Source organism: Novosphingobium sp. 17-62-19, assembly GCF_002256775.1.
Classification (GTDB): domain Bacteria; phylum Pseudomonadota; class Alphaproteobacteria; order Sphingomonadales; family Sphingomonadaceae; genus Novosphingobium.
The window spans coordinates 17,395-38,606 of sequence record NZ_NCII01000014.1 but is presented as its reverse complement, the minus strand read 5'-3'; the positions used below and the strand labels follow the sequence as shown (position 1 = coordinate 38,606).

The window sequence follows — 21,212 nt, the reverse complement described above, 5'->3', positions numbered from 1 at the left end:
TCAGCCAATCCTCTCAGCAATTGCCAGCCGCGCCGCCTTGGCGAACACGGTGGGCAGTCCGGCAGCCTCGATGTCGTGCACCGGCCACCACTCTCCTTCGCCAAGACTAACCGCTTCCGACGATACGCAAAGCATCAATTGCAATTCGAGATCGAAATGCGTGAACGAATGCCGCACGACACCACCCTGCCGCCATTCCCCATCCAGCGCCGCCGCGCCATCGCCCTTGGCCGACCAGCCATCATCGGGCAGCGCGCGCATCCCGCCCAGCATTCCGCGCCCCTGCCGCGTCACCAACAGCACCTTGCCATCCCGCTCGATCCAGTAGGCCCGCCCCTGCCGCGTGGGCTTGGCCTTCTTCGCTGCCTTCACTGGCAAACGCTCAGGCGCGCCCTCAGCCCGCCCCCGGCACTGCACTGAAAGCGGACACAACATGCACCGGGGGGAACGCACGGTGCAGATCGTTGCCCCCAGATCCATCATGGCCTGTGCAAAGTCTCCAGCCCGCTCGTCCGGCGTCACCTGCCCTGCCGCAAAGCGGATCGCAGCCCTGCCGCCGGGCAAAGGCTCGTCGATGGCAAACAGCCGCGCCACCACCCGCTCGACATTGGCATCCACCACCACCGCCCGCCGCCCAAAGGCAATCGCCGCCACAGCCGCTGCCGTATATTCGCCCAGCCCCGGCAATGCGCGCAAACCCTCTTCGGTATCAGGAAATACCTCCCCCATAGCCGCGACCGCCCGCGCACAGGCCAGCAGATTGCGCGCGCGGGCATAGTATCCCAGCCCCGCCCAGGCTGCCATCACATCGGCATCGTCCGCCGCCGCCAGATCCGCCACGGTCGGCCAGCGCTCCAAAAACTTCGCAAAATACGGCCCCACCGCCGCCACAGTAGTCTGCTGCAGCATGACTTCGGAAAGCCACACCTTGTAAGGCTCCTGCCGCGCCTCCCCCGGCAACTTGCGCCACGGCAGCCGCCGCGCATGAACGTCATACCAGCCGAGCAGACTAGGCGCGACTGCCTCGGGATCGAAGGTGATTTCAGCTTCCTCTCTGGCTTGCATCGCGCACCTATGGCATGGCCCAAGGCGATATGAAAACCACCCCTTCTGACGCGGACAAACCCAAAACGGCCCAGCGTGCAAAGCCCCCGGCAAAGCCCGCCGCCAAGCCCGCGCTCAAACCTTATGAACGCCCGCGCGGCGGCGAAGCGCGCCAGATTGCAGACCTGATGCCCGCCATCGGCCGCACCGCCTTCCGCCGCTTCGGCTTCGTGCAATCCAGCGTTGTCACCCGCTGGCCCGAAATCGTGGGCGAACGCAACGCGCGCAACTGTATGCCCGAATCGATCCGCTTCCCCCCCGGCGAAAAGTCTGACGGCATCCTGCAACTGGTGGTCAGCCCTGCCCACGCGCCGATGATCCAGCACGTGACCCCCGAAATCATGGAGCGGGTAAACCGCTTCTTCGGCTATCGCGCGGTGGCCAAGGTGAAAATCAGGCAAGGTGCGGTTCAGGCACCAAAGGCCAAAGACCCTGCGCGCGCGGCGCCTCCTTCGCTAAAACCGATTCCGATGGAATTGGGGGATTCGTTGCGCGATATCGGTGATCCCGAACTGCGCACCGTGCTCGAATCACTGGCACGCAGTCTCGATAGTGCCTCTGGGGGAAACAGGAACGGATGACCCGCAAACTTGCAACTGCCACCTTCGCAGCCCTTGCCGCACTGGCGCTGACGGGCGCGACCAAGCCCGCGCGCCCTGCAGGCGGCGCCAACTGGGCGGTCGCCTCATCTGTCACGCCGGAAGGCCACCACGTCCTCGGCAATCCCAAGGCCCCGCTTCGGCTGGTTCAGTACGTCAGCTACACCTGCCCGCACTGTTCTGCGTTCGAAGTGGAAGCCGAAGGGCAACTGAAACTCGGCATGGTCGGCCCCGGCAAGGGCGCGGTCGAAGTGCGCAATTTCGTGCGCGATCCGGTCGATGTCACCGTCGCGCTCATCACCAACTGCGTGCCCGCCAACCGCTTCTTTCAGGTCCACACCGCCTTCATGCGCGCCCAGCCGCAATGGATCGGCCCGCTTTCAAATTCCACCGCCGCGCAGCGCCAGCGCTGGACAACCGGCCCCTTCACCACTCGCACTCGCGCCATCGCCTCGGACTTCAAGTTCTATCAGTTCATGGCCGCCCGCGGGATGGACCGCCCCGCCATGGACCGCTGCCTCGCCAACGAACCGTTGGCCAACAAGCTGGCCCAACAGACCAACGATGCGGTTGAAAAACTCGGCGTGACCGGCACCCCCAGCTTCATGATCGACGGTGTTCTCCTTGCCGGCACCCACAGTTGGGACGCCCTGCGCCCACAAATCCTCGCGCGGACAAAGTAAGCACCGCGAAATCCCCTCCCGCAAGCGGGAGGGGTTGGGGGAGGGCATGTTACCAAAGCCAGTCCGCTCATGCTGAGCTTGTCGAAGCATCCCACGCTGTGCTGGCGTCCTTCGACAGGCTCAGGACGAGCGGGAACGGGACTTTGAATTAGCGCGCCTGTCGAAGGACCATCCACAACCCAAACCCTGCCCCCCTTCACCACCCCGCCACAATCGGCTAGCGTCCGCCCAAACCGCCAGACACGGGAATATCCACACGATGAAGCTCGCCCGCGCCCTCCTGCTTGCCGCCCTGCCCCTCACGCTCGGCCTTTCCGCCTGTGACAACAAGGACGCCGCCGCCACAGGCGAAGTCGCCAGCAGCGAGCCCATCGCCAAGATCCCCGCCCCCGCCGGCACATCGTGGACCGAAACCTTCTCCACCACTGCCGATGGCGGATATTTGATCGGCAACCCCGATGCCCCGATCAAGATCATGGAATTCGGCGCGCTTTCCTGTTCGCACTGCGCGGAATTTTCGGAAAAGGGCTTCCCCAAGCTGCGCGATGAATACATCGCATCGGGCCGCGTGTCGTTCGAACTGCGCCTGTTCCTGCTCAACATGCTCGATATGCCATCGGTCCTGCTCGCCACCTGCGGCACGCCCGAAGCGGTGATCCCGCTGTCCGAACAATTCTGGGGCTGGCAGCCGCAGATGTTCACCAACCTTCAGGCAAACAACGACGCGGTGCAACAAGCCGCTTCGCTTCCGCCCGAAAAGCGCTTCGGCGGCATTGCGCAAGTTTCCGGCATGAGCGAATTTTTCGCCTCGCGTGGCGTTGCCGCAGCGCAAGGGGCCACCTGCCTTGCCGATACGGCCAAGGCCACCAAGCTTGCCGAACTGAACGAAAAGTGGAGCAAGGAATTCGACATTACCGGCACGCCTACGTTCTTCATCAATGGCAACAAGACCGGCGTTGCGAATTGGGAAGAACTTGAACCGATGATCCAGAAGGCTGGCGCACGCTAAGCGCGGGCGCGGCAGCCGGGGGGCCTGAGGCGTGCTTTTCAAGCGCTTGAAACTGTCCGGTTTCAAGAGCTTCGTAGAGCCTGCCGAACTGCGCATCGAACCCGGCCTCACCGGCGTCGTCGGCCCCAACGGCTGCGGCAAATCCAACCTGCTCGAAGCGATCCGCTGGGTCATGGGCGAAAGCTCGGCCAAATCGATGCGCGGCGGCGGCATGGAAGACGTGATCTTCGCAGGCACCGCCTCCCGCCCCGCCCGTGCCTTTGCCGAAGTCCTGCTCACCGCCGAAACCGATCCTGACGGGCCGTTCGGCGCTGAACTCGAAGTCGTCCGCCGCATCGAACGTGGCGCAGGCAGCGCCTACCGCGTCAATGGCAAGGATGTGCGCGCCAAGGACGTCGCGCTGGTCTTCGCCGATGCCGCCACCGGCGCGCACAGCCCTGCCCTCGTCAGCCAGGGCCGCATCGCCGCTGTGATCGCCGCCAAACCCACCGAACGCCGCATGATGCTCGAAGAGGCCGCCGGAATCGCCGGCCTCCACGTCCGCCGCCGCGATGCAGAGCAGAAGCTGCGCGCCACCGAAGTCAATGTCGCAAGGCTCGAAGACCTTCTCTCCGGGCTCGAAGGCCAGATTAACACGCTGCGCCGCCAAGCCCGCGCCGCCGAACGCTACAAGGCGGTCAGCGAAAAAATTCGTCTCTCCGAAGCCCGCCTCGTCTTCGCCCGCTGGCGCGATGCCGCCGCCGCCGCTGAAGCCGCACGCACACAGGCCACAGCAGCCGAAGAAGCGGTAAAGGCCGCGGCCCTCCTCGCCAACCATGCCCAGGCCGCCCAGCACAAAGCCGCTGCCGCTCTATCCGAAGCGCGTGACGAACTGTTTGATCGCAGGCAGGATGCCGCCGCCCACGGCCAGCGCATGGCCTCGCTCACCGCGCAATTGGAAGCCGCCGAACAGCGCGTGGCTGACATCGACCGCCAACTGACACGGATCGAGCAGGACCGCGCCAGCGCCGACAAGCTGACCGAAGACGCCGCCGCCGCAATGGCAAAGCTCGATCAAGACCTTACCGCCGCCGAAGCAGCCCTTGCCGAAGACACCGCCCGCCGCCCCACCCTCGCCGCCGCAGCCGACGACGCAGACCGCGCCGCCCGCGCCGCCGAAATCGCCCTCGCACAGCGCGTGGCAGAGCAAGCCGGGATCGACGCTGAATGGCGCGTGGCCGAAGCTGCCGTGGCCGCCGCCCGCCAGCGTCTGGTCCGGCTCGATGCGGATGCCTCACGCATTGCCCAGCAGGCTGATGCCTTGGCGCGGGAGGCTGATCCCGCCGTGCAAATCGCTGAAGCAGAGGCAAAAAGTGCTGACGCAGCAGCCGCCATCGCCAAAGCCGAAGCTGAGCGCGCCGATCTCACTACGCAGCGCGAAGCCCTTTCCACTGAGCGCGATACTGCCAGCAATGCGCTAGCCCAAGCCCGCGCTGACCTTTCCGGCGTGGAGCGAGAGGCAGACGCTTTGGCCCGCGACAAAGCAGCGCGCGAAAAAGCGCGGACTGCCAAAGGCTTGGGCCAATCAGCCATCGCCGGCACCCGCGCCGCGCCGGGCTATGAACGCGCTCTGGCTGCCGTACTAGGCCGCGACGCCAGCGCACCGGTCGGCCCCGCCCCGGCAGACGCGGAAGGCCGCTTCTGGACCGGAGCGCAAGCGCCCACACCCTTGCCCGATTCTCTCGCCCACCACGTCCCGCAATGCCCTCCAGAACTCACCGCCAGACTCGCGCTGGTCCGCGTGAGCGACAGCGATGATGGACAAGTCCTTCAGCCGGGCGAATGGTTGGTCACGAAAGTTGGACGGCTCAGAAGGTGGGATGGATTTGTCGCGCGGGGTGAAGGCGCGGCAGAAGCGGCAGCGCTCGAAGCGGAAAATCGGCTGGTAGAACTTAAAGCGATTTTGCCCGCGCGCAAAGCGGCTGTCAGCGCCGCGCAATCAGCACTTGAAGGCGTGCAAGGGCGTCTTGGTGTCATCGTGGTGCATTTAGGTGCAGTTCAAAAATCCATCACGGAAGCGTCGGATTCCGAACGTGCGGCGTTGCGTGCGCTGGATGCGGCAGAGGCGGCGCGAGCAAGGCTGGACCAGAGAAAGGCCGAAATTTCAAGGACTCAGGCAGACCTTACTGACCAACGCCAAACCGCGCAGGGCGAACTTTCCGCTGCCGAAGACAAGCGCAACACCCTACCAGACCCCGAAGCAGGCCGCGCCGCCCTCGAAGCCGCCCGCGCCCGTAACGATGCAGCGCGCACATCGTTGCAAGCAACCACAGCGGCAGCGGCCTCGCTCGATCAGAACATTGCCGTTGGAAAAGAACGACTTGCTGGCCTTCGCGGCGATATCCGCGCATGGCAGGCCCGCGCCGGAGACGCCGCCAAGCGCCTCGCCGAAATGACCGGACGGCGCGAGGAACTGGAAGCCGAACGCGCAATTTCCGCAGCAAAACCAAAGGGTTTGATCGCAGAGATCGAGCAAGGTGAGAGCATCCGCACCCGCCTTGCCACAGACCTCACGGCTGCCGAAGCCGCGCTGTCAGCTGCAGAAATTGCATCAAAACAATCAGATAGCGCGCTATCCTTGGCCAACGAAACATTGGCCACCGCCCGCGAAGGTCGCGCCGGTGCCGTCGCCCGCGCCGAGAACGAAGACGCGCGGCGGCAGGAAATGGCTGGAATCTCAGGAGAAAGGTTCCAGTGCCCGCCCCCGCTCCTGCCCGAACGCTTCGGCTTCGCGAGTGCCGAAGTCGCCAGCGCGGGCGAGGAATCCGCCGCGATGGACCGCCTCAACGCAGAGCGCGAACGCATCGGCCCGGTCAACCTCGTCGCCGCCGATGAACTCGCCGAAGCAGAGGAACGCCACGGCACCAGCGTGGCCGAACAGGCCGAACTTACCGAGGCTGTTCATAGACTTAGAGGCTCAATCGGCAATCTCAACCGCGAAGGCCGTGAACGTCTGCGCGCCGCATTCGAAGCGGTGGACGGTCACTTCCGCAACCTATTCTCCCGCCTTTTCGGCGGCGGCGAGGCCCACCTCGCGCTGGTCGACAGCGATGATCCGCTCGAAGCCGGCCTCGAAATCTTCGCACAACCGCCCGGCAAGCGCCTGCAATCGCTCACTCTTCTGTCCGGGGGCGAACAGGCGCTGACCGCAGTAGCGCTGATCTTCGCCCTCTTCCTCACCAACCCCGCCCCGATCTGCGTCCTCGACGAAGTCGACGCACCGCTGGACGACGCCAACATCGAACGCTTCTGCGATCTGCTCGACGCAATGGTCGCCCAAACCAGCACCCGCTACCTGATCGTCACCCACAACGCCGTCACCATGAGCCGCATGCACCGCCTGTTCGGCGTAACGATGGTGGAACGTGGCGTCTCACGGTTGGTCAGCGTCGACCTGGGTGGAGCGGTGGAACTGCTTGAGGCGGCGGGTTGACTTTTGCATTTTTGTAGTTACATAAAAGACAACTGGGCTTCGGCCCGCCTGGGGCATTGCCCCACCTTGCTGAGCCCGTTTAGCCAAGGGAAGGATTCGAATGATCTGAACTTATTGTGCAGGGGGCAGTATTGAAGGAACGTTTCAACTTACGTGTAACCTTTGATCCTGCAAAACGCGCGAGGACCATTGAAGATCGGGGGCTAGATTTTGCTGATGCAGGCAAGATTTTAGGTGGCCCAGTATTCACTCTCCATGATGACCGCTTCGATTACCCTGAACCAAGGTTCCAGACTTATGGTTCATTGGACGGAAGATTGGTCATGTTTGTGTGGACACCGATCGATAGTGGAGTTCATGTTATATCGATGCGGAAATGCAATGACCGAGAACAGCGCAAGTTTGCCCACCGACTGGGATGACGACGATCTTCCTGAATGGACGGACGAGCAGTTTGCTCGCGCCGAGTTTTCGGTTGGTGGCAAAGTCGTTAGAGCCGCTCAGGGCACGCTGACCAAAGCTGGGCGACCTTTTGCCGAAAACCCCAAAAAGCAAGTCACCCTTCGCCTCGATCCTGATGTGATCGAGAAGTTCCGTGCGACTGGCAAAGGCTGGCAATCGCGGATCAATGCTGAACTGCGCAAGGCGCTCGGGATTTAATCCAGCACGAAGCGTGGCCCTGGCCCACCTGCCGCCGCGCGATCTTCCTTGTTGTAGAGCGCGCAGCGGTCGAGGCTGAGGCAGCCGCAGCCGATGCATTCATCGAGCTTGTTGCGGGTGCGGGTGAGGAGCTGGATGCGGCTGTCGATTTCCTTGCGGAGCGAGCGGCTGATCTTCTGCCAGTCCATGATGTTGGGCGTGCGGCCCTGCGGCAGGGAGGTGAGTTCCCGTTCGATCTCGGCCAGGCCCAGACCCAGCTTCTGCGCGATCTGGACGAAGCTTAGCCGGCGGATATCCGAGCGCAGGAAGCGCCGCTGGTTGCCGCCTGTGCGGACCGACGTGACAAGACCGCGATCTTCGTAATAACGGATGGCGGAAACCGCGAGGCCGGTGCGGCGCGACAGGGTGCCGATGGGGATCAGATCGTTGCGGTGCATCTGCACTCTCTTTGGCGACTGCGGACAAGAACAGCTGATCTGAAGCTAACTTGAGGTTGCAGAATGACAAGTATCGATTGCAGAGTGCGCCCGAAAGGGATTCGATTGATGCTGGTCGCTCGCACATGACAATTGCACCGCTGAACCAGCAGCAGCTTGCCGCCTATCTGGCGCGGATCGGGTTCGACGGGGCCGCACAGCCCGATCTCTCGACGTTGAAAGCGCTTGTCGGTGTGCATGTGCAGGCGATCGCGTTCGAGAACATCGACGTCCAGCTTGGGCGTCCTTTGAGCACCGATCCCGCCGCTGCCTTTGCCAAGCTGGTCGAGGCGCGGCGCGGGGGGTGGTGTTACGAACACAACGGCGTGCTGGGCGCGGCGCTGGCCGCCATCGGGTTCGATGTGATGCGCATGAGTGCGGGTGTGATGCGGCAATTCCGCGGGGACGAGAGCATGGGCACGCACCTGTGCTTGCAGGTGCAGTGCGAAGGGACATGGCTGGTGGATGCCGGATTTGGCAGTTGGTTGGGTGCGCCGGTGCCGCTTGAGCATGGAACATGGATGCAGCCACCCCTGCCGGTCAGCCTTGGCACGACGGACGATGGGTTGTGGCGCGTTGCGGTGGGTTTGGGCGAGAGCGCCATGTCTTACGACTTCCGCGCCGAAGCTGCGGATGAGGATCAGCTATCAGCGCTATGTCATTGGCAGTGCAACGATCCGGCTTCGGTGTTCGTGCAGAATCTGACGGTGCAGCGGCGGGATGGCGAACGCTATCTTATGCTGCGCGGGAAAGTGCTTTCAGACGTTGGCGCAAGCGGCGAAGCGCGGCGGGAACTGGCTTCGGCAGGTGAACTTATGGACGTTCTGCGCGAAGTATTCCAGCTCGATGTGCCGGAAGCTGCAACGCTCTGGCCAGCAATCTGCGCGCGGCATGAGGTGCTGTTCGGCGCTCAGGCGGCTCCGACGACGTAGCAGGCGGCGGCCATCAGCAGGCCTGCGGTGCGGTTCGAGCGGAACTTGACGAGCGGATCGGTGCCGTCTTCTTTCAATGTCAGGACCTGCCAGGCCAGATGGACCGCGACCGGCAGCAAGGCCAGCAGCGCCAGCGGATCGGGCCGCGCCAGCCACACGGCTCCGGCCCAACAAGCCAGCGCCAGCGCATAGAGCGCGGCAACGCCAGTCTTTACATGCCGCCCGAACGACAGCGCGGATGAACCGATGCCGACAAGCGCATCGTCTTCACGGTCCTGCAGCGCGTAGATCGTGTCATAGGCCATGCACCATGCCCAGCACCCGGCGTAAAGCGCGGCCAGCGGGGCGAGATTTTCAAGGCCGGTGGCCTGCACCCAGCCGACGGGAGCGCCCCAAGTGAAGACGAGGCCCAGCCATGCTTGCGGCCAGCCAGTGATGCGCTTCATGAAAGGATAGGCGGCGACGAGGGCGAGGCTGCCGAGGGCAACCAGTTGTGCCTCCCAGCGCAGTTGCAGCAGGACAATGAGGCCAACGCCGCATAGGCTGAGCAGCCAGATCCACGCCGCGCGCTTGCTCACGGCACCGCTGGCGATAGGGCGCAGCGCGGTGCGGGCAACGCGGGCGTCGAGGTCTGCATCTACGATATCGTTATAGACGCAGCCAGCGCCGCGCATGGCGATCGCGCCCAGCAGCATCCATGCGAGGACGCCCCATGTGCCGGTGGCACCACCGAGGAACAGGCCCCATGCACAGGGCCAGAACAGCAGCCACGAGCCGATGGGCCGGTCAAACCGCGCCAGCAACGCATAATTGCGCCATGGCTGCGGCAGGCGGGCGACGAGGCCCTTGTGCTCGCTGTCGGGGACGATTTGCGCAGGTGCCGTCTCGATCATGGCGTAAGCCTTACCGCGCCGCGCGAATTGCGCTAGGGGCGAAATCATGCCCGCTGTTCCCGCTTGGCCGCCCAAATCGGCCCCTCGCCTGTTTGTCGAAACGCCGCTGTCCGAAGGGCAGCGCGTGGAAAGTGAGGGTGGGCAAGCGCACTATCTGGGCAAGGTCATGCGCGTGGCGCCAGGCGATGCAGTGGTGCTGTGCGACGATGTAACCGGGGAATGGCTGGCGCAGGTGGCCGAGGTTGGCAAGCGTGCCGTAGTGCTGGAGGTTGAGCGGCAGCTCCGCGCGCGCGAGGATGTGCCGGATTTCTGGCTTTGCGCGGCATTGCTGAAAAAGCCGAACTTCGATCTGGTGCTGGAAAAGGCGACCGAACTGGGCGTGGGCCGCGTGGTGCCGCTGGTGACGCGGCGGTGCGTGGCGGACAAGCTGAACCCCGAGCGGGCGCGGACGATCATGGTGGAGGCGGCGGAGCAATGCGCGCGCACAGCGCTGCCGGTGCTGGGCGAGACTGTGAAGCTGGACGCCTTGCTGCGGGATTGGCCCGAGGGACGCGTGCTGTTCTTTGCTGACGAGAACGGTGGGGAGCCGGTGGCTGAAGCCTTTGCTGCGCACAAGGGACCGGCGGCGCTGCTGGTGGGACCGGAGGGCGGCTTTGACGAGGCGGAGCGGGCGGCAGTCCGTGCGCATCCGGCGGCGGTGGCGATTTCGCTGGGGCCGCGAATTCTGCGCGCATGAGCACGCGGCAAGTTTCAGATCGCAACGATCCTATCATCGAAAGCCGCGACATGCTCGTGGCCCCCATGCAGAAGGGCGAAAAGCCCAAGTCTGCGTGGCGGATCGGCACCGAGCACGAGAAATTCGTGTATCGGACCGAGGACCGTCGCGCGCCTTCGTATGAAGAGCAGGGTGGCATTCGCGACCTGCTGATGGCGCTGACCGAATATGGCTGGAAGCCTATTCTGGAAGGCGGCAAGGTGATTGCCATGTCCGGGCCGGACGGGGCGGTGAGTCTTGAGCCTGCGGGCCAATTGGAGCTTTCGGGCGCGCCGCTGGTGAATCTGCACCAGACTTGCGCGGAAACCGGGCGGCATCTGGCGCAAGTCAAGACGATTGGGGACAAGCTGGGGTTGGCCTATCTCGGCCTTGGCCTGTGGCCCGACAAGACTCGCGAAGAGCTGCCGATCATGCCCAAGGGGCGCTATGACATCATGCTGCGGCACATGCCGCGCGTGGGATCGATGGGCCTCGACATGATGCTGCGGACCTGCACCATTCAAGTCAATCTCGACTATTCGAGCGAGGCTGACATGGTGAAGAAGTTCCGCACCAGTCTGGCATTGCAGCCACTGGCCACGGCGCTGTTCGCCAATTCACCGTTTCTGGAAGGCAAGCCCAACGGGTTCCTTTCCTATCGCAGCCACATCTGGACCGATACCGATCCGGCGCGCACGGGGATGCTGTCGTTCGTATTCGACGAAGGGTTCGGCTACGAGCGTTATGTCGACTACATGCTTGATGTGCCGATGTATTTTGTGTTCCGCGATGGGAAGTACATCGATGCATCGGGACTTTCCTTCCGCGATTTCCTTGATGGCAAGCTGTCGGTGCTGCCGGGTGAGAAGCCGACGGCTTCCGATTGGGTGGACCACCTTTCGACCGCTTTCCCGGAAGTGCGGTTGAAGTCGTTCCTGGAAATGCGCGGGGCCGATGGTGGGCCGTGGAACCGCATTTGTGCATTGCCAGCGCTGTGGGTCGGCCTGCTTTACGACCAGACGGCGCTGGATGCGGCGTGGGATCTGGTCAAGGATTGGGACATGGACGGGCGCGAAAAGCTGCGTGCCGAAGTACCCAAGCTGGGGCTGGACGCTTCGCTGCCGGGCGGCGGAAAGTTGCGCGATATTGCCGCCGAAGTGCTGGCGATTTCGCGCAGCGGACTTTCGGCGCGGGCCATGCTGAACGAGGCGGGCGACAACGAGACCGGTTACCTGCAGCCGCTTGACGAGATCGTGGCTGCGGGGAAGACCCCGGCTGAGCGACTGCTCGACCTCTATCACGGCGTGTGGGGCGGCGATCTTTCGCAGGTTTATGGCGAAAAGAGCTTCTGATGATTATCGTGATGGGCACGTTTCGCGTTCCGGTTGAGAACATCGAGGCGATCCGGCCAATGATGGCCAAGGTCATCGCGGCGACATTGGCCGAGGACGGGTGCATCCGATATGCCTATGCGCAGGACGTGCTTGATCACGAACTGATCCATGTTGCCGAGAAGTGGCGCGATAAGGCCGCACTCGATGCGCATTTCAAGGCCGCGCACATGAAGGTGTGGGCGCAGGAGCGCGCCGGACTTGGGCTGTTTGAGCGCAAGATTCGCGTGTTTGAAACCGACGAGGGCGTCGAAGTCTGACGCCTACTCGGCGGGTTGGGCGGCCGGTGATCTTGGCGTCAGCGCGCGGGTGAGCTTGCGCAGGGTGCGCGTGATCGGGCCATGCTCTGCCATCCATGCATGGTATTCGCGGTACTTGGCATCTTCTGCCAGCAGATGCTTTTCCTCGGTGCGAGCGCGCCAGTAATAGACGCCGCTGACGATGGCGAGCAGCGCGGTGTTGCGGATGGCATCGACCCATGAGCCGCTGGTGGTGAGGAACGGCAGGCCCGCCAGCCACCAGTAGGCGTTTTTCGACAGGTAGGCCGGGTGACGGGTGAAGCGGTAGGGACCGTTGGTCAGCACGCCTCGATAGGTAAGGTTCGAAAAGCGCAGGCCGAAGGCGACCGTGGCCCAGGCATAGATGCCGGTCAGGATCACCAGCGCTACGGCCCAGATCCACAGCAGCACGTCTTGCCCGGCCAGCCAGTGCGGCCATTCCGCGCCGTTGTGATGGTAGTCCAACACCCCGCCGCCGCCCATGAGGATGAACGGGGGATAGCAGATCAGCGCGGCGACCCATGCCGCGAGGTGCGGGTTGGCGGTGCGTATCTGCGCGTCGAGCGGCTTCATGGTGACGAGATAGCCAACCATGGCGATCTGCACGTCGATCATGAACATGGTTTCGATCAGCAGCGAGGCGAACTCTACCGGATCGTGGAAGGCGTGGCTCCAATCGAAACGCACGACCGCGCCAAAGCCGCCGGGGACGATCGAGATCATGAAGGCGCAGAAGAAGCCTTTGACCAGCCACGACAGGGCATGGCGCTTTACTTCGGCGGCCTCCCATGGCTCGCGGCCGATGAGCATCGCGCCGAAGTGCCATGAAGCGTCACGCGGATTGACCAGCACGCGGTCGAGCCAGAGGACATAGGGTATAGCGCCGAGGAACAGCACCGGCACGACGGTTTCCAGCACCTCCATCGCGAAGACATATTGCCCGCGCCAGTACCAGCGACCGAGGCAATAGGCGAAGCCGATCACCGCCCAAGTGGCCCACAGGCCTGCGATCTTGGTGATCGAGATGTCGAGAATTTCGCGGATCGGGCGCGGAGCGCTCCAATCGATCCCGGTGCTGGTGCGCCGGTGGACCTTGTCCACCAGCAGGGACCAGCCGACCATGCCGGTGCCGGAGAAAACCAGAGCCATCATCGCCGCGCCGGGGCCGTCCATCACTTCATGCGGGGCGTTGAGGCCGAACGCATCGACGATCTGCGGCCATGAGCGGCAGACCATGATCCAGAAGAACAGGCCTGCAAGGCCCGCGAGGCCGACGCCTGCGGAGACGTCAGATTGCGGAAGTGAGGGACGCGCGGTCATGCCTTTGACCGTTACGCCCGAAGGGTTAGGAAACCGTTTGCGATCAACGGAAAGCGGTGATCTTTCCGCCGTCATCCAGAATGTAGAGCGTCTGGTTGGCGACCACGGGGGCGAGTGTGACGCCCGAACCGAGTTCGGTGAACATGCTGGCGGTGCCATCGGTGACCGAGGCGGTCATTACTTCACCACGCGAATTGGCGATCCACAGGCGGTTGCCCGCCAGAATCGGGCCAGTCCACAGGATCGGGTTCTTTTTCTTCTTTTCGTTCTTGAAGCGCTGAAGCTGCGTCATCCAGCGGACTTTACCGTTGGACTTGGCGATGCACAGCAGCTTCGCTTCATCGGTCAGGGCAAAAATCCAGTCGCCCGCGATGGCCGGGGTGGAAATGCCGGCGAGGTTCAGTTCCCAGATACGCTGGCCGGTGACCAGTTCGTAGGCAGCCATGCGCCCGCCCTGCCCCAGCGCATAAACGCGGCCGTTTTCGATGATCGGATCGGCATCGATATCGGTCAGCGTGGAAACCGAGGTGGCGATGCTGGTGCGTGCAAGGGCATCGGCCCAGAGCTGGCGGCCGTTTTCATAGCGATAGGCCACGAGTTCGCCCGAGGAATAGCCTGCAACGATGGTGCCTTGCCCTGCTGCGGGAGAGGCGACGCCGAACACGTTGGTCTGGCCTACGGATGCGTTTTCGTTCCACAGGACCGCGCCATCAGACGCGTTGAGCGTGACGATCTGGTTGTCCTGCGTCATCACCATGACCTGTCCGAAGGCGACGGTCGGTGAGCCACGCAGCGGGCCAGCGGGCTTTACCCGCCATTTGATTTCGCCAGTCCCGGCATCAAGCGCGGCGACTTCGCCCACGCCGTTGGTGACATAGACCACGCCATCATCGAACGACGCGCCGCCACCAAAGGTGGAGCTTGAATTGCTCTTTTCCGCGCGGACGGAGGTTTGCCAAGCGCGGGTGCCACTGATCGCATCAAACGCGTGGACCATGCCTTCGGTGTCCATCGCATAGAGCTTTCCACCGCCGATAACCGGAGAAGCGGCGAGGCGCTGCGTGGCGGACGAACCGCGAATGCTGACGGTCCAAGCCTTGGTCGGGCCTTCAGCAATGGCGGCATGGCCATAGGATTTGCTGGCGTTGCCGCCGCCCTGTGCAAATTCGGTGTTCACTTCGGGCGCGGGCAGAACGACCGTCATCAGCCCGATCGACTCGTCAACCTTGGTGCCCGCTTCGATCTTGGACAGGATCGGTTCGCGCTGGCCCAAAGTGGGTGTGGTCTTGGCCTTGTCCTTGCCGCCGAAGATGCCGCATCCGCCCAGCGCAAGCGCAAGGACCAGCACGCTGGCAAACGATGCGCGCCGGAAGCTGGGGCGGAAGGTGGTTTCGGGCTTCATTGGCAATGCATCCTCAAAAATATCAGTTTGCCGCAGGCGTGGTGGCACGCTGGATAACCTTCGCGGCACCCGGATCCTCGACCGCGTCGACGCCGAGCAGGCCCGCCATCTGGCGGGTGCGGCGGCGCAAGCTGTCAGGCACAGTTTCATCCTTGGCAATCTGCGCAAACATTGCGCCTGCCAGATCGTTCTTGCCCTGCTTCATGTAGGCAATGCCAACCAGTTCGCCCGCACTGCCGAACCAGGCGTTGCCGGGGACAGCCAGTGGCTTGACGCGTTCGACGACCTTGTCAGCGCCGATCTTGTCGAACGTGAGTGACACTTCGCGGATCGTGGCGAGATCGCGATAGGCCTGAGGGACTTTCGCATCGGCGGCGATGGCAGCAAAAGCCTTGGAGGCTTCGTCGTTCTTGCCCTGTTCGGACAAGATGCCGGCCTGCAGCATTCTGGCCGATGCATTGAAGCCATCCGTCCCGTCCTTGACGATCGGAGCGACGTCTTCGCTGGCGGCCTTGAGATTGCGCACTTCCAGCTTGTCGAGCGCCTGCGTCAGCACTTCACCCTGTTCGCCAGCCAAGGTATTCTGGTGATTTTCATACCACAGCCAGCCGCCGAGGCCGAGCAGGCCCGCAACGATCGCCGCGCCCACTGGCTTGCCAAACTTCTGGAAGGCCGTGAGGACCTGATCCTCACGCAGGGCATCATCCACTTCGCGCAGGAAAGCGTCACCCTGAGCGCCAGAACGCTCGGCCAGTTGATCAGTACGGGATTGCGGACGGTCAGGACGGAGAGCCAAGGCAGCGCTTTCAGGGACTAAAGTGGAACATTGCTAGCGTTTGTCTGGCGCGGTGTTTAGCGGATGGGACCGCCTTTTCAACCGAATTGCTTGTTTGCGCGCGGCGCGTGAACGCTTGCTGAAGCAAGTTGTGCCGAATGTCAGTCGAAACTGCTTCGCCCCAGCGCCTGCGTGTATGCGTCGGCATAGCGCTTTGCCATGATGGCTTCATCAAATTCAGCAGCAGCGCGGGCGCGGTTGACCTTGCCGATGCGCTGGCGCAGCGTTTCGTCTGCCGCCAGCGTGGCAACAGCAGCCGCGAGCGCGGCCTCGTCGCCCGGCGCAGTGATGAAGGGGCGGTTTTCCGCCGAAACCATCTCTGCCACGTCACCCACGGCCGGGCTGATGATGGCTAGACCGGACGCCATGGCCTCTATCACCGAAAGCGGCGCCTGCTCACTATCGGACGAAAGGGCGAAGAGATCGAACAGGCCGATCGCCGCGGAAGGATCAGCGACATGGCCCGGAAGGTGGACGCGGTGGGCGAGTTGCAGCCGGAGTGCCTCAGCAAGAATCGCTTCACGCTCAGGCCCTTCGCCAAGGATCACGAGGTGCCATTCGGGCGGCAGGTTTTGCATAGCGCGAACCATGCGGGGCAGGTTCTTGACCGCACGCAGGCCCGCCAGCGTACCGAGCCACTTTTCGCCGGGGCGTTTGACCAGCCGAGGCAGCACATCGGGCTTGGGCTTTTTGGTATAGAGCGCAGTGTCAATGCCATTGGCGATACGTTGCACCCGCCCGCGCGGCTGGCGCCAGACATTGAGCGCAATCTCCTCAAGCTGACACGACGGAACCATGAGGGCGCTCGCCCGCGAAAGTGCAATCATGCGATACCAGTTGCGATGGCGCTTCAGCCCGCCCGCCTCGTCTGCGTTAAATCCGTCTTCGTGGTGAATCAGCGGGGGCAAGCCCATGCTCGGCGCAAAGATTGCGTGCGCCATCGCCGCGTCCATCGCGCCCCAGTTGTATGTCAGGATCAGATCAAAACCCTGCATCGCGCGGGCGAGACGCTGGAGTCTGCCGATCCGCAGCTTTCCGGCAAGCGGAGGGAAACCGAAGGGAAAGAACGCCTTGACGCGCTTGTCGATCAGGCTTTGCGCGCCCATCGCCGAGGGCACGGCAGAAACGATGTGGTGTTCGAGGTTTTTGCCGAAAGGCGCTTTGGCCCAGCGGTTCATCAGCGCGACGACGCGACGCTCCTTCCCTCCTGCATCGAACGTCGAATGCAGGTGCAGCAGCTTCAGCGGGCGCTTGGGTTCGCGGCTCATACTCTGGCGAGCAGGCGTCCGATCGCGGCGATGCTTTCGGGCTCATCAAGCGTGGGGGCGTGGCCGATTCTCGGAATGGTGACGAGTTCCACGCCGGGGCGAGACGCCATCTTCGCCGCGGTATCAGGGGTAAGAATATCCGACGTTTCCCCTCGCAGGATCAGCACGGGCCGCGTGGCCAGCGCATCGAACAGCGGCCACATATCGACTTGCGGCGTTGCGCCCTCCGGGGCCTCAAACGGTTCGGCGATCTTCATGTCATAGTCGAACGCGATGCGCCCGCCGGTACCCAGCACCATGATGCGTTTGGCATAGCGCAGCCACTGGGTGATGTCCCAATCGGGATAGACATCGCCGCTGCTTTCCTGAAGCGCGCGGGCGGCGTGCATCCACGTTTCGAAATTGCGCCCCTGCCCCACGTAACCGCGAATCCGTTCAAGCCCGGCGGGGGAAACTTCGGGGCCGACATCGTTGAGCACGGCGGCGGCGATGCGCTGCGGGTTGGATACCGCCAGCAGCATCGTCAGCAATCCGCCGAGCGATGTGCCGATGGATACGAAACGGTCGATCCCTTCTTGGGCCAGCAACGCCTCCACATCCTGCAGATAGTGCAGCGGGGTGTAGGTCATCGGATCCTTGGCATAATCGCTGTCGCCACGGCCGCGCATTTCAAGGCAGAGCACGCGCCAGTCCCCGGCCAGCGATGCGGCCAGATCCTCAAAATCGCGGGCATTGCGCGTCAGCCCCGGCAGACAGAGCACTGGCGGGCGTGAAGAATCGCCTTCGTAGTGGCGGAAGTGCAGGCGCAAACCGTCGCTGCTGGTCCAGTAGCGATCTTCGTAATCTGCCATGATCTTTTGATATTCCGCGTGAATCCGGTGGGGCCTGCTTGCGGACAGGCAATTAGATGCCCACTATTGCCGGATGCCAGCTTTGCCGCAAGACGCGATCTATCGCCCTTCCCCCCGCATCATGGCGCTGGCCGACTGGATCGGCGATCCGGTAAAGGCGGCGGACTTCCCCGAAACCCGGCTGCGCTGGCGCAATGATCGTGCGGCACAAGGCATTGGCCTTGCCGGATTGAGCGACGCGGACTGGCTGCGCCATTTCGGACGCTTTGATCCGCTGCCGGACAATATGCCGGGGCCATTGGCACTGCGCTACCACGGCCACCAGTTCCGCACATACAATCCCGATCTTGGCGATGGGCGCGGATTTACATTCGCGCAGATGCTCGATGCGGATGGGCGGCTGATGGATCTGGGCACCAAAGGGTCTGGGCAAACCCCGTGGAGCCGCGCGGGCGACGGGCGGCTAACGCTCAAAGGCGCGATGCGCGAAATTCTGGCGACGGAGATGCTGGAAGCGCTGGGAGTGAACACCAGCCGGACGCTTTCGGTGATCGAAACGGGCGAATCGCTCTATCGCGGGGACGAGCCTTCACCCACGCGCTCGGCTGTGCTGGTGCGCCTGTCCCACGGGCACATCCGCATCGGTACATTTCAGCGGCTGGCCGCGCTGGAGCGGGAAGACGAGATGGCGCAACTGGTCGCCTATTGCCTTGCCAATTTCCCCGGCCCAGAATCTTCGGGAGGCGCGTTTCCCGATGCGCCGCACCCTGCTGCGCGCTTCTTCAACCAGGTGGTTGAGCGCATGGCCGATATGGCGGCGAGCTATATGGTGGCGGGCTTCGTCCACGGCGTGCTCAATTCCGACAACATGAACGTCAGCGGCGAGAGCTTTGACTATGGCCCTTGGCGCTGGCTGCCAAAGTGGGAGCCGGGCTTTACTGCGGCCTACTTCGATCACTCCGGCCTCTATGCCTATGGCCGACAGCCCGAAGCGATCCATTGGAACTGCGGGCAACTGGCCGTGGCGCTGCGATCCCTGGTAGATGCCCCGCCGCTGATCGAGGCGCTGAACCGCTACCCGGAACTTTACCAGCAAGCGATGACCCGGCGGTGGCTGTGGCGGCTTGGCGTGGAGCCGCGCGGGCTGGAAGAGGACACTGCGCTGATCGGCGCATGTGAAAAGGTAATGGTCGCGCAAGGCACCGGGCCGGATGCGTTTTTCTTTGCGCATCGCGGCGGGCGCGGCCCGTTTGCGGAAACGCCCGAAGGTGCGGCATTCAAGGATGCGCTGGCACCCTATGTTGGCGTGGACAGTAGCCATCCGTACTGGTCCGAACCAGCGCCGCAGTCCATGCTGATCGATGAAGTAGAGGCGATCTGGCAGCCGATTGCAGAAGGCGATGAATGGTCGGCGCTTGACGCGAAGATCGCAGCCGTGCGGAACATGGGCGTGGCAATGGGTCCGAAACCGCCGCCAATGGGACATGTTGCGGGCTGAAATGCGCTATCTAGGGTAGTTCGGCACATGAATATTGTTTAATCGGTAACGTCTGGCGCGTTACGGTACAGGCCGGGAACCGGAACCCACCGTTCGCAAGAACACTTTGGAAGAGCAGGCAATATTCGTGGCAGCTGCCGAAATCGTATCCTATGAACCAGCCACCGGCGCCGAAGTGTGGCGCGGCAAGGTTGGCGATGTTGATGATGTGGTGGCGCGCGCACGGCGGGCATGGCCGGCCTGGGCCGCACAACCGCTGACCACGCGTATCGAACTGGTCCGCCGCTTTGCCAACGAAGTGCGCAAGGATGCCGACAAACTCGCCACGATGATCGCGCGCGAAACGGGCAAGCCCCTGTGGGAAGCCCGCGCCGAAGTGGAAAGCGTGGTTGGCAAGGTCGAGATTTCGGTCCGCGCCTATGCCGACCGCACATCGCAGCGCAAGCTGGACTCGGCCATGCAGGGCACTTCTGCGCTGCGGCACAAGCCGCATGGCGTGATGGCCGTGCTGGGACCTTACAACTTCCCTGCGCACCTGCCCAACGGCCATATCGTGCCCGCGCTGATCGCCGGGAACGTCGTGATCTTCAAGCCTTCGGAAAAGACCCCGGCGACAGGCGAGATGCTGGCGCAATGCTTCCACCGCGCAGGCATTTCCGCCGCCATCGTGCAGGTGCTGATCGGCGGCCCGGTTGAGGGCCAGGCGCTGGTGGCGCACGACGGTATCGATGGCGTGCTATTCACCGGATCTGCCCACGCCGGCATCGCGATCAACCGCAAGCTGGCGTCGAATCCCGGCAAGATGGTGGCGCTCGAAATGGGCGGAAACAATCCGATGGTGGTGTGGGACACGCCGAAAATTCAGGACGCGGCAACGCTGATCGTGCAATCGGCCTTCACCAGCGCCGGGCAGCGCTGCACGGCAGCGCGGCGGCTGATCGTCAAAGCTTCGATGTATGACGAGATCATCGGCGAAGTGAAGCGACTGGCCGACCGCATCATCGTTGGCGCTCCATTTGACGAACCTTCGCCCTTCATGGGACCAGTGATCGACAATCGCACTGCCGATGGCTTGACCGAAAGCTTCGTCTATCTGCTGTCCTCAGGCGGGCGGCCGATCAAGCACATGGTGCGCCTGAAGGACGATCTGCCGTTCCTTTCACCTGCGATCATCGATGTGACTGCCGTGGCAGAAAGGCCCGACGTGGAACTGTTCGGACCGCTGTTGCAGGTGATAAAAGTCAGTGATTTCGACGAGGCGATTGCCGAGGCCAATGCAACCCGCTTTGGCCTTTCCGCTTCGCTGATCGGCGGTGATCCGCAGGACTACAACCGGTTCTGGGCGAACATCCGTGCAGGTGTTGTCAACTGGAACCGACCGACCAACGGGGCGTCTTCGGCAGCACCGTTTGGCGGCGTGGGGCTTTCGGGCAACCATAGGCCCAGCGCCTACTATGCTGCGGACTATTGCGCCTATCCGGTGGCTTCGAGTGAGTTGGACCAGCCGCGGGCGAGCATCGGCGTGGGGCTGCGCAGCGATTAATTCGCCGGATCGGGAAGCGGCAAGGCGGGATCAATCGGGCCGCCCGGAATAATCGCAAGATTGCGCATGTTCTGTTGGCTAAGGTCAGGATCGACCATCAACTGGCCCTGCAACGCTTCAGCCATGACCGGATCGAGCGGCGCACCGTCCTGTTCGACCTGCGGTGAACCGCAGGCGACAAGGGTAAGGCATAGGACAGGAACAACGAAAGCGCGCATCAGCACCTTCTAGAGCCGTCATGGTT

Annotated in this window: 21 protein-coding genes; 12 read left to right on the top strand and 9 right to left on the bottom strand. The window is 63.3% G+C overall.

The annotated features are described in order from the left end of the window. A complete protein-coding gene (locus B7X90_RS04000; protein ID WP_292621869.1) occupies positions 1-1,065 on the bottom strand; it encodes an A/G-specific adenine glycosylase in 1,065 nt (354 codons plus the stop codon). A gap of 29 nt (positions 1,066-1,094) precedes the next feature. On the opposite strand from B7X90_RS04000, the gene B7X90_RS03995 reads away from it, so the two are divergent. The 6 genes from B7X90_RS03995 to B7X90_RS03970 all read left to right on the top strand — a co-directional run bounded on the left by B7X90_RS03995 (position 1,095) and on the right by B7X90_RS03970 (position 7,527). Continuing rightward, positions 1,095-1,685: a DUF721 domain-containing protein gene (locus tag B7X90_RS03995; protein ID WP_292621866.1), complete on the top strand. Its 591-nt coding sequence runs from the start codon at positions 1,095-1,097 to the stop codon at positions 1,683-1,685. Next, positions 1,682-2,386, top strand: a complete 705-nt coding sequence (locus tag B7X90_RS03990) for a thioredoxin domain-containing protein (RefSeq protein ID WP_292621863.1) — start codon at positions 1,682-1,684, stop codon at positions 2,384-2,386. The genes B7X90_RS03995 and B7X90_RS03990 overlap by 4 nt, the downstream gene beginning before the upstream one ends. A gap of 259 nt (positions 2,387-2,645) precedes the next feature. Then, on the top strand, positions 2,646-3,395 hold the full coding sequence (locus B7X90_RS03985) for a thioredoxin domain-containing protein (protein WP_292621861.1): 750 nt from the start codon (positions 2,646-2,648) through the stop codon (positions 3,393-3,395). Between the two features lie 31 nt (positions 3,396-3,426). Beyond that, complete coding sequence (smc, locus tag B7X90_RS03980) at positions 3,427-6,867, top strand: chromosome segregation protein SMC (RefSeq protein ID WP_292621859.1); 3,441 nt, start codon at positions 3,427-3,429, stop codon at positions 6,865-6,867. Between the two features lie 116 nt (positions 6,868-6,983). Beyond that, positions 6,984-7,289 (top strand): BrnT family toxin, encoded by a 306-nt coding sequence (locus B7X90_RS03975; protein ID WP_292621856.1) that lies wholly within the window; start codon positions 6,984-6,986, stop codon positions 7,287-7,289. Further along, positions 7,249-7,527, top strand: a complete 279-nt coding sequence (locus tag B7X90_RS03970) for a BrnA antitoxin family protein (RefSeq protein WP_292621853.1) — start codon at positions 7,249-7,251, stop codon at positions 7,525-7,527. Before B7X90_RS03975 ends, B7X90_RS03970 begins: the two co-directional genes overlap by 41 nt. Here B7X90_RS03970 and soxR read toward each other — a convergent pair. Further along, positions 7,524-7,964, bottom strand: coding sequence for a redox-sensitive transcriptional activator SoxR (soxR, locus tag B7X90_RS03965; protein WP_292621850.1), 441 nt, complete (start codon positions 7,962-7,964; stop codon positions 7,524-7,526). The two genes, B7X90_RS03970 and soxR, sit on opposite strands and share 4 nt — an antisense overlap. 125 nt (positions 7,965-8,089) lie before the next feature. Between soxR and B7X90_RS03960 the strand changes: the two genes are divergently transcribed. Further along, positions 8,090-8,935 (top strand): arylamine N-acetyltransferase, encoded by an 846-nt coding sequence (locus B7X90_RS03960; RefSeq protein ID WP_292621848.1) that lies wholly within the window; start codon positions 8,090-8,092, stop codon positions 8,933-8,935. Here the strand turns inward: B7X90_RS03960 and ubiA are convergent. Next, positions 8,914-9,828 carry a 4-hydroxybenzoate octaprenyltransferase gene (gene ubiA / locus B7X90_RS03955; RefSeq protein WP_292621982.1) on the bottom strand — a complete coding sequence of 305 codons (915 nt, stop codon included), beginning with the start codon at positions 9,826-9,828 and terminating at the stop codon, positions 8,914-8,916. The two genes, B7X90_RS03960 and ubiA, sit on opposite strands and share 22 nt — an antisense overlap. A 46-nt stretch (positions 9,829-9,874) precedes the next feature. On the opposite strand from ubiA, the gene B7X90_RS03950 reads away from it, so the two are divergent. From B7X90_RS03950 to B7X90_RS03940, 3 genes are read left to right on the top strand one after another with little or no spacing between them, the layout of a single operon-like run. Further along, a complete protein-coding gene (locus B7X90_RS03950; RefSeq protein ID WP_292621846.1) occupies positions 9,875-10,564 on the top strand; it encodes a 16S rRNA (uracil(1498)-N(3))-methyltransferase in 690 nt (229 codons plus the stop codon). Then, the gene (locus B7X90_RS03945) at positions 10,561-11,934 is read left to right on the top strand and encodes a glutamate--cysteine ligase (protein ID WP_292621844.1); all 1,374 of its coding nucleotides are present in this window, start codon (positions 10,561-10,563) and stop codon (positions 11,932-11,934) included. Before B7X90_RS03950 ends, B7X90_RS03945 begins: the two co-directional genes overlap by 4 nt. Beyond that, positions 11,934-12,233, top strand: a complete 300-nt coding sequence (locus tag B7X90_RS03940; protein WP_292621842.1) for a putative quinol monooxygenase — start codon at positions 11,934-11,936, stop codon at positions 12,231-12,233. The genes B7X90_RS03945 and B7X90_RS03940 overlap by 1 nt, the downstream gene beginning before the upstream one ends. A 3-nt stretch (positions 12,234-12,236) precedes the next feature. Here the strand turns inward: B7X90_RS03940 and B7X90_RS03935 are convergent, their stop codons facing one another. The 5 genes from B7X90_RS03935 to B7X90_RS03915 form a co-directional block, all read right to left on the bottom strand. Beyond that, a complete protein-coding gene (locus B7X90_RS03935) occupies positions 12,237-13,571 on the bottom strand; it encodes a DUF1295 domain-containing protein (RefSeq protein WP_292621841.1) in 1,335 nt (444 codons plus the stop codon). Between the two features lie 43 nt (positions 13,572-13,614). Beyond that, complete coding sequence (locus B7X90_RS03930; RefSeq protein ID WP_292621839.1) at positions 13,615-14,973, bottom strand: PQQ-like beta-propeller repeat protein; 1,359 nt, start codon at positions 14,971-14,973, stop codon at positions 13,615-13,617. A 22-nt stretch (positions 14,974-14,995) separates the two neighbouring features. After that, positions 14,996-15,769 (bottom strand): tetratricopeptide repeat protein, encoded by a 774-nt coding sequence (locus B7X90_RS03925; RefSeq protein ID WP_292621836.1) that lies wholly within the window; start codon positions 15,767-15,769, stop codon positions 14,996-14,998. A gap of 140 nt (positions 15,770-15,909) precedes the next feature. Further along, on the bottom strand, positions 15,910-17,076 hold the full coding sequence (locus tag B7X90_RS03920; RefSeq protein ID WP_292621834.1) for a glycosyltransferase: 1,167 nt from the start codon (positions 17,074-17,076) through the stop codon (positions 15,910-15,912). Further along, the gene (locus B7X90_RS03915; RefSeq protein WP_292621832.1) at positions 17,073-17,927 is read right to left on the bottom strand and encodes an alpha/beta hydrolase; all 855 of its coding nucleotides are present in this window, start codon (positions 17,925-17,927) and stop codon (positions 17,073-17,075) included. Before B7X90_RS03915 ends, B7X90_RS03920 begins: the two co-directional genes overlap by 4 nt. Before the next feature lie 73 nt (positions 17,928-18,000). Here B7X90_RS03915 and B7X90_RS03910 point away from each other — a divergent pair, with 73 nt between their 5' ends. Both B7X90_RS03910 and astD read left to right on the top strand, forming a co-directional pair. Next, positions 18,001-19,425, top strand: coding sequence for a protein adenylyltransferase SelO (locus B7X90_RS03910; protein ID WP_292621830.1), 1,425 nt, complete (start codon positions 18,001-18,003; stop codon positions 19,423-19,425). A gap of 127 nt (positions 19,426-19,552) precedes the next feature. Then, a complete protein-coding gene (gene astD, locus B7X90_RS03905) occupies positions 19,553-20,968 on the top strand; it encodes a succinylglutamate-semialdehyde dehydrogenase (protein WP_292621829.1) in 1,416 nt (471 codons plus the stop codon). Here the strand turns inward: astD and B7X90_RS03900 are convergent. Beyond that, positions 20,965-21,186, bottom strand: a complete 222-nt coding sequence (locus B7X90_RS03900) for a hypothetical protein (RefSeq protein WP_292621828.1) — start codon at positions 21,184-21,186, stop codon at positions 20,965-20,967. The genes astD and B7X90_RS03900 overlap by 4 nt on opposite strands. Positions 21,187-21,212 lie beyond the last annotated feature (26 nt).

What these genes read in the sequence shown, in the direction of transcription:
- B7X90_RS04000 (WP_292621869.1), bottom strand. Translation starts at nt 1,065, where the DNA reads ATGCAAGCCAGAGAGGAAGCTGAAATCACCTTCGATCCCGAGGCAGTC.
- B7X90_RS03995 (WP_292621866.1), top strand. Translation starts at nt 1,095, where the DNA reads ATGAAAACCACCCCTTCTGACGCGGACAAACCCAAAACGGCCCAGCGT.
- B7X90_RS03990 (WP_292621863.1), top strand. Translation starts at nt 1,682, where the DNA reads ATGACCCGCAAACTTGCAACTGCCACCTTCGCAGCCCTTGCCGCACTG.
- B7X90_RS03985 (WP_292621861.1), top strand. Translation starts at nt 2,646, where the DNA reads ATGAAGCTCGCCCGCGCCCTCCTGCTTGCCGCCCTGCCCCTCACGCTC.
- B7X90_RS03970 (WP_292621853.1), top strand. Translation starts at nt 7,249, where the DNA reads ATGACCGAGAACAGCGCAAGTTTGCCCACCGACTGGGATGACGACGAT.
- soxR (WP_292621850.1), bottom strand. Translation starts at nt 7,964, where the DNA reads ATGCACCGCAACGATCTGATCCCCATCGGCACCCTGTCGCGCCGCACC.
- B7X90_RS03960 (WP_292621848.1), top strand. Translation starts at nt 8,090, where the DNA reads ATGACAATTGCACCGCTGAACCAGCAGCAGCTTGCCGCCTATCTGGCG.
- ubiA (WP_292621982.1), bottom strand. Translation starts at nt 9,828, where the DNA reads ATGATCGAGACGGCACCTGCGCAAATCGTCCCCGACAGCGAGCACAAG.
- B7X90_RS03950 (WP_292621846.1), top strand. Translation starts at nt 9,875, where the DNA reads ATGCCCGCTGTTCCCGCTTGGCCGCCCAAATCGGCCCCTCGCCTGTTT.
- B7X90_RS03945 (WP_292621844.1), top strand. Translation starts at nt 10,561, where the DNA reads ATGAGCACGCGGCAAGTTTCAGATCGCAACGATCCTATCATCGAAAGC.
- B7X90_RS03940 (WP_292621842.1), top strand. Translation starts at nt 11,934, where the DNA reads ATGATTATCGTGATGGGCACGTTTCGCGTTCCGGTTGAGAACATCGAG.
- B7X90_RS03935 (WP_292621841.1), bottom strand. Translation starts at nt 13,571, where the DNA reads ATGACCGCGCGTCCCTCACTTCCGCAATCTGACGTCTCCGCAGGCGTC.
- B7X90_RS03930 (WP_292621839.1), bottom strand. Translation starts at nt 14,973, where the DNA reads ATGAAGCCCGAAACCACCTTCCGCCCCAGCTTCCGGCGCGCATCGTTT.
- B7X90_RS03920 (WP_292621834.1), bottom strand. Translation starts at nt 17,076, where the DNA reads ATGAGCCGCGAACCCAAGCGCCCGCTGAAGCTGCTGCACCTGCATTCG.
- B7X90_RS03915 (WP_292621832.1), bottom strand. Translation starts at nt 17,927, where the DNA reads ATGGCAGATTACGAAGATCGCTACTGGACCAGCAGCGACGGTTTGCGC.
- B7X90_RS03910 (WP_292621830.1), top strand. Translation starts at nt 18,001, where the DNA reads ATGCCAGCTTTGCCGCAAGACGCGATCTATCGCCCTTCCCCCCGCATC.
- B7X90_RS03900 (WP_292621828.1), bottom strand. Translation starts at nt 21,186, where the DNA reads ATGCGCGCTTTCGTTGTTCCTGTCCTATGCCTTACCCTTGTCGCCTGC.